The following is a 13,831-nucleotide window of genomic DNA, read 5'->3' as shown; positions in this document are numbered from 1 at the left end:
CCTTTACACCGCGTCCGACAGCGACGTGAAGTTAAAGTCACGCACCTTCATCGGCGGAATCAGCATCTGGAAGCGCACTTCATCACCGCCGATAACCACCGGCTTGCCCAGTTCATCGATGTTGTTCAACATCGTGACCGGACTCTCATTGAAGCGGAAGTTCTTGATCGGATGCTTGATCTTGCCGTTCTCGATGTAGAAGGTGCCGTCGCGCGTCAGGCCGGTCAGCAGCAGCGACTGCGGATCGACCATGCGGATATACCAGGTGCGCGTGACCAGAATGCCCTTCTTGGTCGAGGCAATCAGCTCTTCCGTCGATTTGCCGCCGCCCGCCATAATCATATTGCCGTGGCGGCCCATGGCACGCTGTCCCTGCTTTTCAGCCCAGTAGCGCGTGTAGTCCAGCGAGGCGATCTTGCCGCCCTTGATGACGTCCGTGCGTTCGCGCGCCAGCATGGCCTGGCTATCCCAGGGCAGTACCGGCACATCCGGGTTCCATGGGTCGGCCCAGATATTGACCTGTTCATCAAACAGCTTTTCACCGAGACGATTGCCACCGCCCTTCTTCGACAGGAAGCTGCGGCCTTCGTCAGCCTGGCGCGCATCAAATGCGCCGAACATGCGGCCGATGATTTCCGACGTCGCCGCCGGTTCCAGAATCACGGTGTAGCGGCCCGGTTCCAGCGCCTTGGCGTCCACGGATTTCAATGCCTTTTCAATCGCGATTTCCGACGCTTCACGCGCATCGAATTTACGCGCATCGTTGGCGGAGCGGGTTACCCAGCCGGAGCCACGGCCATCTTCGGTGCGCGTGGTCACGGTGAAGCCCAGATTGCTCAGCGTCTGATAGCCAAACACGCCATTCGAGTTGGCGACGGTTTCAAAGCCAGTAGTGTCGCTGAAGAAGCCAGCAGCCACCAGGCCTTGTTTGCGTGCGGAGTTAATGCTGGCGGCGGCCACTTCGGCGCGGTAGTCTGGATCGATGGCTGCGGTAGCATCGCTGAAGGTGGCAGAAGGTTTGAAGTCCTGCTTCTTGATCGCGGGCTGGAACTCCGGATTTTCAGGCGCCAGCCGTGCCACGTCTTCCGCGCGGCGCACCACCTTTTCCAGCGACTTCTCATCAAACTCATTGATCGAGGCAGTACCCTGGCGCTTGCCAAAGGCCACGCTCACGCTCAACGTAGTGTTCTCGATCAGGCCAGCAGTCGATACCGCATTGCGCGCATAACGGATATTGCCGTTACGGCTGCCGTTGATCTGCACGCGGCATTCGTCGGCCTTGGACAGCGACATCACCTTGTCGCAGATACGCTTTGCTTCTTCCTGAGTCAGCATCTTCATCATTCTTATCCTATCTTGCGAGCGGTATTGATTACGTTGATGCCGTTGAAGCGCGTCGTCGGCGAGCCGTGCGACACTGCGCTGACCTGGCTAGGCTGGCCTTTGCCGTCGAAGAACGAGCCGCCCATGCGCCAGTCGCGTTCATCGCACAGCGCCGAGCAGGCATTCCAGAATTCCTGCGTGTTGGATTGATAGGCCACGTCTTCCAGCTGGTTGACGATCTTGCCGTTCTTGATTTCGAAGTACAGCTGGCCGCCGAACTGGAAGTTGTAGCGCTGCTGGTCGATCGAGTACGAACCACGGCCCATGATGTAGATGCCCTTCTTGACGTCTTTGACCATCTCGTCCGGCGTCAATTTCTTCTTGCCCGCTTCCAGCGACACGTTAGGCATGCGCTGGAACTGCACGCTGCTCCAGCTGTCCGCATACGAGCAGCCATGCGATTCTTTTTCGCCGATCATGGCCGCCTGGTCGCGCGTGGCCTGGTAGTTGACCAGGATGCCCTTGCGGATCAGGTCCCAGCGCTTGGCGGCCACGCCTTCGTCATCGTAGGCGACAAGGCCCAGCGATGCCGGCGTGGTTTTGTCGGCGACGATATTGACCAGATCCGAACCGTATTTGAAGTTCCCGGACTTCCACTTGTCCAGCGTGGCGAAACTGGTGCCGGCGTAGTTGGCCTCATAGCCCAGCACGCGATCCAGCTCGGTGGCATGGCCGACCGATTCGTGGATGGTCAGGAACAGGTGTTCAGGCGAAAGCACCAGATCGTATTTGCCCGGCTCCACCGTTTTTGCGGTGAGCTTCTCCTTGGCCTGACGGCCAGCGGCCCGTGCATCTTCGATCAGATCGTAGGCGCCCTTGTACAGCGTGGTGACATTGCCCGCCGCCTTGATGCGGTTCTCCGGCTTGCAGTCGAAGAATTCAAAGCCCATGCTGGCCGGCGAGGACAGGCCGTCGCGGGTGCGGAACTTGCCGCTGGCTTTATCCACGGCAGTTGCAGTCAGCGGCGACCACAGACGATGAATGTCCTGATCGATGTAAGAGCCGTCAGTGGAGGCAAAGTACTTCTGCTGGTTCACCTGGAACAGCATGGACGCCATGAAGTTGGCGCCGGCATCCAGGCCGGCCTTGTTCGCGGCCAGCAGCATCTCCGCCTTTTCCTTGATCGGCACCGCACGCCAGTCTTTTTTGAACGGTGTGGCCCATGCCACTTCGCCCACGCCCCTGGTTGGCGCCAGCACCACCGGCTCGCTTTGCAGGCGCGAGTTGGCCTTGGCGATGGCGACTGCCTGGCGCGCCGCATCCGCAACCGCATCCAGCGACATCACGTTGGTGGAGCAGAAGCCGTAAGCGCCATTGGCGATGACACGTACGCCAACACCGGAGGATTCGGTATTGACGATGTTTTCCACGTTCAGGTCACGCGTGGTGATGAACTGGTTCAGGTAGCGGCCGATGCGCACGTCGCAATACGTGGCACCGGCCTTGGTGGCCGCGTTCATGGCGGCGTCGGCCAGCGACTTCTTGAGCTGCACGGCCATGGGGTTGAGCAGCTCTTCGGCCGCGATGGCATTGCCGAAGACCGGCACCAGCAGGCTACCGCCAGCAATGGCGCCTACTTTTAGAAATGAACGTCGTTCCACTTTTTACTCCTGATGATGGTATTACTTACACTGCATCCGACAGCGACGTGAAGTTGAAATCACGGACCTTCATGGCCGGGATCAGCAACTGGAATTGCGACTCGTCGCCCGACAGGATTTCCGGCTTGCCGATTTCGTCTATGTTGTTCAACATCGTCACAGGGCTTTCGTTAAAGCGGAAGTTCTTGATCGGATGTTTGATCTTGCCGTTCTCGATGTAGAACGTGCCGTCGCGGGTCAGGCCCGTCAGCAGCAGCGACTGCGGATCGACCATGCGGATATACCAGGTACGGGTCACCAGGATGCCCTTCTTGGTATTGGCGATCAGCTCTTCGGTCGACTTGCTGGTGCCAGCCATGATGATATTGCCCGGCGTGCCCACCGCGCGCTGGCCCTGTTTCTTGGCCCAGAACTGCGAGTAGCCCAGCGATGCGATCTTGCCGTTCTTGATGATGTCCTGACGCTCGCGCGCCAGCAGGCTTTGTGCATCAAACGGCAGCACCGCAACATCCTTGTCCCATGGGTCGGTCCAGACGTTGACCTGTTCATCAAACAGTTTTTCGCCCAGACGGTTGCCGCCGCCTTTTTTCGACAGGAAGCTGCGGCCTTCGTCAGCCGAACGCGCGTCGAAGGCGTTGAACATATAGGCCAGCACGTCGGACGTGGCGGCCGGTTCCAGGATCACCGTGTAGCGGCCCGGCTCCAGCGCCTTGGCATCCACCGATTTCAGCGCTTTCTCGATCGCGATATCCGATGCGGCACGCGCGTCGAACTTGCTTGCATCGCCCACACTGCGCTTGACCCAGCCCGAACCGCGGCCATCTTCGGTACGCACGGTCAGCGTGAAGTCCAGGCCCGTGTCCTGCTGGTAGCCGAACACGCCATTGGAGTTGGCGACCGAGGTAAACGACGTGCCATCGGTGAAGAAGCCCGCTGCCACCAGCTTGTTCTTCTTGCTGTTTTCGATGCTGTACGCCGCGACCTGCGCACGGAATTCAGGATCGATGTCGGCGGTCTTCTGGAAGAACGTCTCGGTGGCCTTGAACTGCTGCTTCGACGGCGTCGGCATGAACTCCGGATTTTCCGGCGCCAGGCGTGCCAGGTCTTCCGCGCGGCGCACGGCTTTTTCCAGCGACTTCTCGTCGAACTCATTGACGGTGGCCGTGCCCTGCTTCTTGCCGAAAGCGACCGACACTGCCAGCTGCGTATCCTCAATCAGGCCGGCGGTCGATACCGCGTTGCGCGCATAGCGGATATTGCCCTTGCGGCTGCCGTTGATCGTCACTTCGCACTGATCGGCCTTGGTCAGCGACATGACTTTATCGCTGATGCGTTTGGTCTCTTCTTGACTCAGAAATTTCATCTTCTCTCTCTCCGGGACTTAGCCGATCTTGCGGGCAGTGTTGATAACGTTGATGCCGTTGAAGCGCGAGGTGGAAGCGCCATGCGAAACGATGGACACTTGCGGCGGCTGGCCTTTACCGTCAAAGAAGGAACCGCCCATGCGCCAGTCGCGTTCATCGCAGATGGCGGTGCAGGCATTCCAGAACTCCTGGGTGTTGGACTGGTAAGCCACGTCTTCCAGTTGCTGGCCGATCTTGCCGTTCTTGATTTCGTAGAACAGCTGGCCGCCGAACTGGAAGTTGTAGCGCTGCTGGTCGATCGAGAAGGAACCATCGCCGACGATGTAAATGCCCTTCTTGACGTCCTTGATCATTTCGTCCGGCGTCAGGCGCTTCTTGCCGGCCTTGAGCGAAACGTTAGGCATGCGCTGGAACTGCACGTTGGCCCAGTTGTCCGCATACGAGCAGCCGTGCGATTCTTTTTCGCCGATGATGTGGGCCTGGTCGCGCGTGGCCTGGTAGTTGACCAGGATGCCGTCCTTGATGATGTCCCAGTTCTTGCACTTGACGCCTTCATCGTCATAGCCCACCGCGCCCAGCGAACCTGGCGTGGTTTTGTCGGCGACGATGTTGACCAGGTCCGAACCATATTTGAACTTCTTGGTCTGCCATTTATCCAGCGTGGCGAAGCTGGTGCCGGCGTAGTTGGCCTCGTAGCCCAGCACGCGATCCAGCTCGGTCGGGTGGCCGACAGATTCGTGGATGGTCAGCCACAGGTGTTCCGGCGTCAGCACCAGGTCGTATTTGCCCGGTTCGACCGACTTGGCTTTCAGCTTGGCCTTGGCCTGCTTGCCGGCCAGGCGGGCATCTTCAATCAGGTCGTAGGATTTGGTGTACAGCGTGGTCACACCGCCGGCCGCCTGCAGCTTGTGCTCGGGACGCGCATCCAGGTATTCATAGCCCATGCCGACTGGCGCCGACAGGCCCTGGCGGGTACGGAACTTGTTTTCTTTCTGGTCGACGGCGGTGGCGAAGAACGGCATCCACAGGCGATGGATGTCCTGATCGATATAGGAGCCATCGGTCGATGCAAAGTACTTCTGCTGGTTGACCTGGAACAGCAAGGACTGCATGAAGCTTGCGCCGCCGTCCATGCCGGCCTTGTTGGCGGCGATCAGCAGTTCTGCCTTGTCCTTGATCGGCACCGTGCGCCAGTCCTTGACGATCGGCGTGGCCCACGCCACTTCACCCACGCCTTTGACCGGCGCCAGGATCAGCGGCTCGGTTTGCAGCTTGGCGTTGGCCTTGGCGATGGCCACCGCCTGGCGTGCTGCTGCAGCGACGCCGTCCGGGGTCATGTCATTGGTGGCGGCAAAGCCGTAAGCGCCGCCGGCAATCACGCGCACGCCGACGCCGGCCGATTCGGTATTCACCACGTTTTCGACATTCAGGTCGCGGGTGGTCAGGAACTGGTTCAGATAGCGGCCCACGCGGACGTCGCAATACGAGGCGCCAGCCTGCGTGGCGGCGGTCATGGCGGTGTCGGCCAGGGCCTTTTTGAATTTCATATCCACTGGCTTGAGCAGTTCTTCCGCGGCGATGGCGCGGCCGAACGAGGGCAGCAGCATCGTGCCCAAAGCCAGACTACTGATATTGAGGAATGCACGTCGTTCCATAGTATCTCCACATTGTTACGGGCCAGCCGCCCGATGGTCCTGCTGAGGTTCTGCTTTTTATTTGCTTTTATTGCTTGAACTACTACGATACCGCTTGTTACTTTACGTTACATCAGAATATCCGTCGCCGGTTCCTTGGGATTGGCAATATATGCGCCGGATCGGGTTGCAGATTGCAAAATGTATGCCATAGATAAATGTTGTGCAAGTGTCTGTTTTGCCTGTCCAAGTGTCCGCTCAGGTGTCCACGGAGTGTCCGCGAAGTGTCCGCTGACTGTCCGCTGTGTGTTCGTCACGCGGGGCCGGCGCCTTCGTCCCAATTTACTTGACCTCTATGCAAGCTTGCCCGATGATCGCGCAGGGCGAGCGTCTGCGTCGCCCCCATCCAACAATGAGGAGACTGTGCATGAAACGATACGTACTGGCCGCTCTGGCCACCTCCATGCTGCTCGGCGCGACCAGCGCCGTGCACGCCGACGATGCACTCAAAGCGGCGATCGCCGCACCATCGCGCACGCCGGACAATGTGAAACGCGACGTCTATCGCCATCCATATGAAACGCTGACCTTCTTCGGCATCAAGCCGAATATGACGGTGGTGGAACTGGCGCCAGGCGGCGGCTGGTACACCGAGATCCTGGCGCCGTACCTGCGCAACCAGGGTAAGCTCATCACCGGCGGCAATGACCTGGCCTCGCCTAACGAAAACGAACGCAAGGCCGCCGAGCGTTTCATGGCACGCCTGAATACCAAGCCAGAGGTGTATAACAAGGTCGCCCTCGGCGTGTTCTCGCCAGGCCGCAAATACGAAATGGCGCCGCCGAATAGCGTCGACATGGTGCTCACCTTCCGCAATATCCACAACTGGATACCACTGGGTCCGGACAAGATGAAGGAACTGTTCGGCAACCTGTACACGGTGCTGAAACCGGGCGGTATCCTGGGCGTGGAAGAGCACCGCCTGCCGGCATCGAAGACGCAGGACGCGGAGGCCAGCACAGGGTATATGCACGAGCAGTACGTGATCAAGCTGGCGGAATCGGCAGGCTTCAAGCTGGTTGGCAAATCCGACATCAACGCCAATCCAAAGGACACGGCCGACCACAAGAACGGCGTATGGGCGCTGCCGCCGACCTATACCAACAAGGACGAAGACCGCGCCAAGTATCAGGCCATCGGCGAGAGCGACCGCATGACCCTGAAGTTTGTTAAGCCGTAATCATTCGTTAGCGCGTGAGGTGGGGCCAGATTCGCAGATGCACGCGGAAAGCGCCCTACAAGAATGGATTTCCTTGGGTCCATCGTCGAGAATTTATCCTAACGAAAATGTGAACAGGGACTCGCTTCGCGCGCGACATCTTGAGCATCGTATATTTTCTCGGGCGTGCATGGCCGTCTTGTCGGCCGTGCGGCCAATGCCAGACAGTGGGAAATAAGGAAGATACATGGCAAGCAGAGGCGAAGTTTATTTCGCAATGTATGGTGATGAGTTTGAGCCTGATGAGGTTTCGGCGCACGTCGGTCTATTGGCAACGAAGGTACGGCGAAAAGGAGAGCGCAGACCTGATGTGCCTCTTCCTAGAAACTCATCTTGGGAAATATCCACAGGTAGAGTTGAAAATGACGTTATTGATGTGTACGAGATGTCGGAAGCGCTGGCAAATCAGCTTGTGTTAATTTGCATTGAAAATTGACCCACCCTCCCCACGAATTTGCAACGGAATCTGACCCACGTTCATAGCACAATCCTTCCTGTCTTTTCGGCAGGAGATCGGAGTGATCGACGTGGCTTTACTAGGCATAATTCGACGCTGGCACCTTCGTGACCAGGTCCCCCTCCGGGAGATCGCCAGGCGACTGGGCATCTCCCGCAATACCGTCCGGCGGTATCTGCGGTCGGAAACCACAGAGCCCTCCTATGCGGAGCGGCGATCATCAAGCCTCTTGGACAAATATTCGGTGCAGCTTTCAGCCTGGCTCAAGGCAGAAGCAAGCAAACCCCGCAAACAGCGGCGCAATTTGAAACAGCTCCACTTGGACCTTAAAGAGTTGGGCTATGAAGGGTCATATGACCGCGTAGCTGCATTTGCCAGGCAGTGGAAGGTGGGTCAATTGGAATGGGTCAATTCCGCGAGCAAACGAACAAATCCGCCCAAGCCAGCATCCACTACGCTCTTTGCTTCTATTACTAAGCGTTTAAATGTGGCCCGGTCCGACCCATCGAGGCTGGGAATGGAAGAGTCCGCTGGTACATTGAAACGGTGCTGTAAAGCTCGAAGCTCTTCCAAAACATGCTCTATCTGCGACTCGTGCATACGCCCTCTAGGTTAAGCGATCATTTACGCCTGAAAAAGCTATTGGTTAAAAGATCTTAAAAAAGCGATTGGGATCAACTAAGTCCGCTTTTGGCCGAACGCAGCCAAGCAGGATTTTAAATTTTTTGGCCTTACCTCAACCGAAATCGCTTTAATGCATTGACGACGATAGCAATAGCAGTTCCCCAGCATAGGCTAGTTACAAGTGCAGGAATCAGGAAGCCACCATCACCTTCCCAAGTAAAGTAACGCCCTGGCGTAGTTAACGTGTTCGCTAGCGGGAGCGCAGTTTCGGATACTACATGGTCTAGCCAAGTCCATGTTTCTTTGTCCTTGAAACCTAACCCCAACGCAGCATGACTAAGTGGTCCGAGCCATGCTGCCGCAGTCACAATCGAGTGCAGAAAGGCATACTTTGAGACTGTCTTTAACCCATTCAATAGTCTTTTCGTATCCACGTCGTTCTCTAATTATTGACAGGCAGCTCTTGGCCGTTAGCTGTTGACAGCGTTTAAACCCCTTCAATCAAGAGCGCTAGTCATTTTAGGAACACTGGTTCCATATCAAATATCTCACCTTCGATCAGCAGCTTTATAGTCGCTAGCGATTTGCCTTGATAAGCGTTGGCCTTCGCGAAAACAATCGCATCAGGGCTGTATGCGTATGTATAGCTATAAGAACTACATTTGTACGACATGCCATTTAGCAGTTTTATGACGCGTCCAAAGTCACAGCCTTGAAACTCTCCATCAACGGAGGTCACGGCAACGATCGTATAGCCTTCCATCTTTCGCAAGTGCCGCATTGTTCCGTCTGCTTGCACGATCCCTGCGAACGAGCAGAGGAGGATGAATACCAAAGATCTGAGCATCGCATACGCCTCTATCAATGTATGTTACTGGCCGAACTCGGCCAGTAACCACAGAGGATAGCATTCTTGCTCATCCGAAAATACGCGAAATATCACAGGTCCAAGTTGCGGCGTCCAGTGCCATGGAGTAGCGGCGGTCAGTAAGACAGGTCTAACTGGAGCAAGCTGGAAGATAACTAGCCAAGTGGCGGCTTGGGACGCTAAACGGCGGTGGTTTAGACGAAATACTCTTAGGCTGGCATAAAGCAAAGCGACCGCTGCTCGAAATTCAGATCACGGGTGAATCGGCCAAGTCGCGTTGGAAAAGCATGGGTGTCCAAAGCCTCTTAGCGAATGGCCGATGTTTTGGTCGCCGTATGCTGGAGTTGCCGTAGTCAGGATGATCAGCATACACTAGGCAGTGATTGACACTGCGATTGTAAAATTGGTCTGGGGCATTATCGGCCGCCAATACGCGGCCACCAATCACTACCGTGGTGGCCAGCTTGAGTGGTTTGTGCACCTAGGTGCACGATTTCAGTCGGCGGGTATTTCGAGCGAAATGCACCGTTTGGCCTGCTCGACAGAGTACGACGTACTAAGGTGTATTGGTATAAAATGAATAAATATGCAACTTTAGCGCAAGACGATGCCTGAAATTATTCGCAAGGGAGATTCAACTAGCCATGGCGGTACGGTCCTGGAAGGCTCGCCAACCGATATATGCATGGGGCAGCCAATCGCGTACATTGGTCATAAAGTTCATTGCCCAAAATGCCGAGGCGACTATCCCATCGTAGAGGGAGTTATGACTGCAACGTTCTACGGTAAAGGGGTTGCAGTCGCTGGCATGAAGACGTCATGTGGGGCAACCCTCATAGCCTCTCAATTCACGGATACGGTAGAGTGGAGCAACGCCTCCAACTCACCAATCCAAACTTCTGCCGCTGCAGGACTTGGCTCAGTCCCACTGTATAAGGAGTCATCGGCGCACGGGGCGCAGCCGTTGAGTTCAGTGGCGAGTGTCAGCTCTCTACGAGAAAATCTGCATCAATTTGACGAACAGTCGCAGCTTACGGATGCCTCGATTAAAGGCCTCCCATATAGAAACTAAGGATGGAAGAAAGTTTTCTGGCAGAGCTGGCGAGGACGGCATGTTGCCTAGAATAGCGACGCCTGACGAAGAAGAGTATGTGGTGTATTGGGGTGATGAGGCTCTCGCAAAAATGGAAGGATGCTGATGGGGAAAGTACTCAGGCAGCAGGCTCCAGTAAAAACCAATCCAGTAAAGGATTCCGTTTGCAAGGTCGACGTGCCCGCTGTGAAATTCACGGATTTATGGTCCAACTATGTGAAAGGTGCCCCGTACAAGCCCGCCCCCGCCGACAAGGGAGACTACAGTAATCAATGCGCACTGCGCTTGAGTGCGACCTTCCACAAAGTCGGAATCAAGATGCTTTCGTTTTCCCAAAAAAATGTGAGGCCTATGCCGGGAGCACAGGTGTTGGGGCGAGTGATTTTAGATGGTCAGGCTGCTGCGGTACGGGCCTATGAACTCGGCGAGTGGCTGAAGCTCCAACCGTTTTGCGGCTTACCGCAAAAGCCGGAAAATATCACTGGCAAAGATTGGGAAGCGAAAGTAAAAGATAGGACGGGCATCATCATGTTCCATGCGTACTGGACTCGTTCTGGCGAAGCGCCCGCCAATGCAAGCGGTGGACACATCGATTTATGGAATGGCTCTCGTTTGACGGTAAGCGGCTTCTGGGATGCCTTCGCCACGTTTGGGCGTCAGATTGGCGTCAATGAATTCTTTCCGGGTACAGAGTTTGGTTTTTCTGATTTGCGGAACTCCAAAACAATCTTGTTTTGGGAAATAAAATGATACGTCGACTCGTCATCGCTATGGCATTTGTGCTTGCAGGGTTTGCGAGCTTGCTAGTCTCGAACGTCACATACACTTGGACGTGCAATCACTTCCCGAACTTATGTAAGGTCTATACAGGGCCGTGCCCAGGTATTGACGCATGCACACCTGACACCGTACGAAGCATGATGTTTTTTGCGGTGTACTTTGGGCCTTCCATCCTCTTCGGTATCGTCGGGTTCGTCTTTAGCAAAGAAACTCGCAGTCTCTGGGCCTGGCTCCGATTATTGCTTGGATTGGTCGTACTGCATTCGGTCGTGATGTTCTTCGGCATCCAACTAACAACTGGCTAAGATGTTGGGACTGCTCTCGGCTGCGGATGCGGACGGTCACTATTCGAACAGCCTTTGTCCTGCTAGCGCCGCTGTAGCCTGAGCTTTTGCTGGAGCCACACCTGTCCCGCCAACGTGGACGATGGCGGGGTTTGCCAATCGCTTAGCCATCAAAACCGGGTGAACTTGCTTTCATCCGGCGCGCTGTCGGACACCAGTCCCAGATTGCGCGCGGGGCGGCTGGCGGCGGCGGTTTTCAGCACCGTTGGCCGCCGCGCGGCGGATGCGCTGGCGCGCGGCGCATCGTCCACCGCGTACTGTTTGAACACTGCCATCAGGCGCCGCAGCTGCTCTGCCTGGGCGTTCATCTCTTCCGACGTAGCCGCCAGTTCTTCCGAGCTGGCGGCGTTCACCTGCGTGGTTTCGCTGAGCTGTATCACCGCGCCGTTAATCTGCCGCACGCCGGAGCTCTGCTCTTCGGATGCCGCGGAAATCTCCTGCACCAGTTCAGAGGTCTTGCGGATATTCGGCGCCAGTGCATCGAACATCACGCCGGCCTGCTCCGCCAGCTCCACGCTGTCGGCCGCCACCTGGCTGATTTCCTGCGCTGCTACCTGGCTGCGCTCGGCCAGCTTGCGGACCTCGGCAGCGACCACGGCGAAGCCTTTGCCATGTTCGTGCGCGCGCGCTGCTTCAATCGCCGCGTTCAAGGCCAGCAGATTGGTCTGGTAGGCGATATCGTCAATGATGCTGATTTTCCCGGCGATCTGCTTCATCGCGGCCGCCGTGGCTTTGACCACCTCGCCGCCACGCGCTGCTTCCAGCGCGGCCTGGGTGGCAATGCCGTCCGTGACTTTGGCGTTTTCAGTGTTCTGTGCAATCGATGCAGTCATCTGTTCGATGGAGGCGCTGGTTTCTTCCACGCCCGCCGCCTGTTCGCTGGCCGCCTGCGATAGCGACTGCGCCGTCGCGCTTACTTCCTGCGAGGCGCTGGACAGGCCGCTGACCACCAGCTGTACCTCGCGCACGATGGAGGACAGGCTGCGCGCCAGCCACACCGCCAGCACACAACCCAGAATCGCAATCGCCACATCCATCGCAAGGATGAGTTGTTTGGCCGAATTGGTGACATTGGTCATGGCCTCGGATTCGCCTTTGGTCTCCGTATCGTTCACCTTGAGCAGCTTGCGGAACGCACTGGCGATGGCTTCATCCGCGCCCTTGATGGCCTTGTCCATCTCTAGCGCTGTCATGCCTTTTTCGTGCATGGCTTCCAGCTGCGCCATGCTGCTGTCATAGCTTTTGACGCCGGCCTGCACTTCGCTGAGCAGGGTCTGCTCTTCCGGCGTGAGCGAGCCGGCTGCGCGATAGTTGCCCATCTCTTTTTCAATCGCGGCAAGATCGGCGCGGAACTGGAGGTTGTTGTCGCCGCCGCGCAGGATGTAGTTCTTGAAGTGGCGCACCGCGTGGCCATGCGCCGTCACGCCCTCCAGCACCGCATTCTTGCGCACCAGCGTGACGTGCTCGAATTCGTCCCAGCTATTGTGCAGGGACGTCAGCTTGCTGAAGGCGATAACGCCCATCAGTACCACCAGCAGCACGATGCTGCCAAACCCCGCATGCAGCCGGGTCTCCATTTTCATTTGAGCGAACATGGGTGAGTACTCCTTGAGGAGGCTGTATCACCTTATTGTGAACCAATAATGGGGCGCAAAACTCACCAAAACTAACGGTGCAGCCATTGCTTCTGCAATTTTGCAAAGCTGCCGTCGCGCTTCATCTGTTCCAGCGCCTGCTGCCACTTGCTGACCAGGCTTGCTGGCGCGTCTGGCGGAAACGTGATGTAACTCTGTATGTTCATCAGGAACAGTACTGGCTCTACCGTCTCCTCGGCGATGCCGGCCTGCGCCAGCAACTCAGGCAGTTGCTCACGATCGACCACCATGGCTGGCCGGCGTCCCGCCAGCAGCATGTTCAACATGGTTTTGGAACTGCCTACCGGCTCCAGATTGGTAAAGCCGGCGTCCTGCAGATATTGGTAGGAATAGAAATCCCGCGGCAGCAGGATGCCGGACAGCGTGCGCGCATCATCCAGCGTAGCGAGCCTGATGCGCGATTCGCGCAGCGCATACAGATTGGTGCGCGACTCCAGCACAGGGCCGATCCATTGGAAATGCGGGTCACGCTCAGCGGTGCGCTTGGGGCACACCAGGATCACATTTTCGCCCGCCAGCGCGGTGCGGTAGGCACGCGCCCATGGCACCACCTGCATGGCGGTGCGGTCGCCGATACGACGCTGGATTTCTCGCGTGACTTCGGCGCAGAAGCCGGTGACGACGCCGTTGCGTTCAAAGTAAAGCGGCGCAATATCGGCGCCCAGTATGCGCAAGGGACCACGCGCCGCCAGTGACGGCGCAGCCACGGCGGCAAGCAGCAACGCACAAGCCCATGCTCTCCGGCGCAT

At 57.1% G+C, this 13,831-nt stretch carries 11 protein-coding genes and 1 pseudogene; 5 read left to right on the top strand and 7 right to left on the bottom strand.

Annotated features, from left to right (window positions below; all coding sequences use genetic code 11):
- Positions 1-3: 3 nt before the first annotated feature.
- From BUA36_RS26700 to BUA36_RS26685, 4 genes are read right to left on the bottom strand one after another with little or no spacing between them, the layout of a single operon-like run.
- Positions 4-1,341 carry a TldD/PmbA family protein gene (locus tag BUA36_RS26700; protein WP_072789488.1) on the bottom strand — a complete coding sequence of 446 codons (1,338 nt, stop codon included), beginning with the start codon at positions 1,339-1,341 and terminating at the stop codon, positions 4-6.
- A 5-nt stretch (positions 1,342-1,346) separates the two neighbouring features.
- On the bottom strand, positions 1,347-2,984 hold the full coding sequence (locus BUA36_RS26695) for a TldD/PmbA family protein (protein ID WP_072789374.1): 1,638 nt from the start codon (positions 2,982-2,984) through the stop codon (positions 1,347-1,349).
- Between the two features lie 25 nt (positions 2,985-3,009).
- Positions 3,010-4,347: a TldD/PmbA family protein gene (locus BUA36_RS26690; protein ID WP_072789371.1), complete on the bottom strand. Its 1,338-nt coding sequence runs from the start codon at positions 4,345-4,347 to the stop codon at positions 3,010-3,012.
- A gap of 18 nt (positions 4,348-4,365) precedes the next feature.
- Entirely contained in the window at positions 4,366-6,003 is a 1,638-nt protein-coding gene (locus BUA36_RS26685; protein WP_072789367.1) for a TldD/PmbA family protein, read from the bottom strand.
- Positions 6,004-6,409: 406 nt separating this feature from the next.
- Between BUA36_RS26685 and BUA36_RS26680 the strand changes: the two genes are divergently transcribed.
- The 3 genes and pseudogenes from BUA36_RS26680 to BUA36_RS26670 form a co-directional block, all read left to right on the top strand.
- Positions 6,410-7,222 (top strand): class I SAM-dependent methyltransferase, encoded by an 813-nt coding sequence (locus tag BUA36_RS26680; protein ID WP_072789364.1) that lies wholly within the window; start codon positions 6,410-6,412, stop codon positions 7,220-7,222.
- Positions 7,223-7,448: 226 nt separating this feature from the next.
- Positions 7,449-7,697, top strand: a complete 249-nt coding sequence (locus tag BUA36_RS26675; RefSeq protein WP_072789361.1) for a DUF4279 domain-containing protein — start codon at positions 7,449-7,451, stop codon at positions 7,695-7,697.
- A gap of 82 nt (positions 7,698-7,779) precedes the next feature.
- A pseudogene (locus tag BUA36_RS26670) lies at positions 7,780-8,106 on the top strand (helix-turn-helix domain-containing protein); the annotation flags it as partial.
- A 750-nt stretch (positions 8,107-8,856) separates the two neighbouring features.
- Here BUA36_RS26670 and BUA36_RS26665 read toward each other — a convergent pair.
- Positions 8,857-9,141, bottom strand: coding sequence for a hypothetical protein (locus tag BUA36_RS26665; protein WP_139260704.1), 285 nt, complete (start codon positions 9,139-9,141; stop codon positions 8,857-8,859).
- A 676-nt stretch (positions 9,142-9,817) separates the two neighbouring features.
- Here BUA36_RS26665 and BUA36_RS31345 point away from each other — a divergent pair.
- Both BUA36_RS31345 and BUA36_RS26655 read left to right on the top strand, forming a co-directional pair.
- On the top strand, positions 9,818-10,282 hold the full coding sequence (locus tag BUA36_RS31345; protein WP_072789355.1) for a PAAR domain-containing protein: 465 nt from the start codon (positions 9,818-9,820) through the stop codon (positions 10,280-10,282).
- A gap of 126 nt (positions 10,283-10,408) precedes the next feature.
- On the top strand, positions 10,409-11,053 hold the full coding sequence (locus tag BUA36_RS26655) for a type VI secretion system amidase effector protein Tae4 (RefSeq protein WP_072789485.1): 645 nt from the start codon (positions 10,409-10,411) through the stop codon (positions 11,051-11,053).
- A 484-nt stretch (positions 11,054-11,537) separates the two neighbouring features.
- Here BUA36_RS26655 and BUA36_RS26645 read toward each other — a convergent pair whose 3' ends face one another.
- Together BUA36_RS26645 and BUA36_RS26640 are read right to left on the bottom strand one after the other, a co-directional pair.
- Entirely contained in the window at positions 11,538-13,022 is a 1,485-nt protein-coding gene (locus BUA36_RS26645) for a methyl-accepting chemotaxis protein (protein ID WP_072789351.1), read from the bottom strand.
- A gap of 71 nt (positions 13,023-13,093) precedes the next feature.
- Positions 13,094-13,831 (bottom strand): substrate-binding periplasmic protein, encoded by a 738-nt coding sequence (locus BUA36_RS26640; RefSeq protein ID WP_084560361.1) that lies wholly within the window; start codon positions 13,829-13,831, stop codon positions 13,094-13,096.

The sequence above is a fragment of the Duganella sacchari genome, assembly GCF_900143065.1.
GTDB lineage: Bacteria > Pseudomonadota > Gammaproteobacteria > Burkholderiales > Burkholderiaceae_D > Rugamonas > Rugamonas sacchari.
Note: the sequence above shows the minus strand (reverse complement) of the source record. Positions and strands in the feature narration are given on the sequence as shown.